This is a genomic window from Candidatus Dependentiae bacterium (assembly GCA_026389015.1).
Classification (GTDB): domain Bacteria; phylum Babelota; class Babeliae; order Babelales; family Vermiphilaceae; genus JAPLIR01.
In genome coordinates this window covers 1-1,989 of the sequence record JAPLIR010000013.1, presented here as the reverse complement: position 1 = coordinate 1,989, position 1,989 = coordinate 1, and the positions used below count along the sequence as shown (strand labels likewise).

General features: G+C 37.5%; 1 protein-coding gene. It reads right to left on the bottom strand.

Translation table 11 applies throughout. The features are described from left to right. A partial coding sequence (locus NTX86_01480) for a hypothetical protein (protein ID MCX5921976.1) occupies nt 1-1,901 on the bottom strand: 1,901 nt, incomplete at its 3' end. Between the last annotated feature and the right edge of the window lie 88 nt (nt 1,902-1,989).

The following is a 1,989-nucleotide window of genomic DNA, read 5'->3' as shown; positions in this document are numbered from 1 at the left end:
CGATCAAACAGATGTACTTGCAATGCATTGCCAACCATACCTTCGAAATTCTTTGGATCAACACCACAATCAGCTAAGAGCTTCTTTGCTTCAGACGTTAATTGATTATAGTTTTTATGAATAGGGGCACCACGTTCAGATACTGCACGTTCTAGTGCCTGTACTATTTCTTGGTCATTATCATCAAGTATACCTTGTTGATTCAACTCATTGAAAGCCTTTTGAGTTTGTATTAAATTTTCTTGAACTTTCTCGCGATTACAAACAATCTTTTTAAAAATAGCAGGGGATATTATTGGATCTTTTTTAAAGGCAGCTTCAAACATTTCTTGCGCAAAATATGAATTAATAAATATTCTCTGCGAAGGTATAGCAAAACGTGATTGATGCCAATACCCACCTTTGCCATTATTCAAAGTGTTAATTATGCCATTATCCCAAATATTACTTACGTTTTGTTTAAAGTTTTGCCAAGAATCTCTAACACGACATCTAGCATCAAACACGTAACTAGCATCTCTTTGTTTTTTCTCTTGTCGAACAGCTCTTTCTAGCTTTGCTTTTTTTGAAAGTTTATCGTTAGTAAACTCTATTTCTTGTAGTTGACTAGCCTGTTGTAGCAAATCATCCAGTTGTATTCTCTCTTGTTTTGCTAGCTCGATTTTTTGAGCAGCTCTTTCTTCAGCTTCTTTTTTTAATTTTGCTTCATATTCCCGCACAAAAGCATTCCATGACTCAATTCTCTCATTCTCATCGTTAAAAAAAATATCCATGATAAGACTGGTAGCTAGGCTTCGCGCTACATAACTAGAGACATTCCAGGCAGTTGATGGCGGTGCCGTAGTAGGATCTTTTTTCTTATATCCAAAACTCCAATCTAAATCTGATGAATTATCATTAGTTTTTACTTTTGGAATTTCAGTATTATTTGGGGTTGAATCATTAGGAGGAGTTGTATTATTTTTGCTTGGATTAGTATTCGAAGGTACTGCTGTCGATGCAGGATTCTTGTTCGAAGTTGCAGTGGAAGGAGATGGCGATTGCTCCAGGGGCTCTGGTATTAAATTTCTAAAACCATCATGACCAAATGCTTTTCTACTTTTTTCTATTTCTGGATCTATCGGGGGTATTATTTCTTTAGGTTTAATATCATGATCGCTAGATCTTCCACGTGGTCGTCCATCATGTCTATCTTGTCTGATTTTATCCGGGTTAATATCCACTGAGCCAAAGCTCCATCCTGAGTTTGTATTTGGTTTCTGATCAGAGGGTGTACTTGGCTTTGGTGCTGGTGTATTAAGTTTGGACTGGGGTTTTGGTGTTTCATTGGGAGTTGAATTTTGGTTAGTCGGTGCATTAGGGGTTGGTTTAGGTTTTGATGTTGGGTCAGGGTTGGTTACATTAACCAATGGATTAGGTGTAGGAGGAGTAACAGTTGTTGAGGCTGGAAGCTCTTGTTTTGGTTGTGGACGTTCTTGAGACCAAAGCCAATTCCTTGCACGTGATAAATAAGAAGCTTGTTGTCTATGCATTAAGTCTTCTGGGCCTGCCAAGGAATGTGTTAAATCAGTTGTAGATTTTTGAGTATTCGTTGCAGGCGTATTGGGCGTTGATTGAGACTTAGGCGTTTCATTTGGGGTTGAATTTGGCTTAGTAGGGACCTTGGGGGTTGGTGCAACGTTAGATGTAGCTCCAGGGGTTCCTACGTTTTTTGATGGATCAGATATAGTGCTTGTTATTGTCGCAGGAGCCACTGTTGCTGATGATCGGTTAAACAATCGTTGAAAAAACCATTTCTTGGGCGTTGTATCAATCTCAGGCTTTTTATTGTCCATCGCTGAAAGATATGGATTAATGCATAGCAGTGCCGTGAGCAATAAGAATTTGGTTTTGTTTGACATGATAAACTCCATTTAAAAAATAACTATTTATGAAAATAAATTACTATAACCTATTTCAAATAGTATCATTTATTAATAACATGTCAAG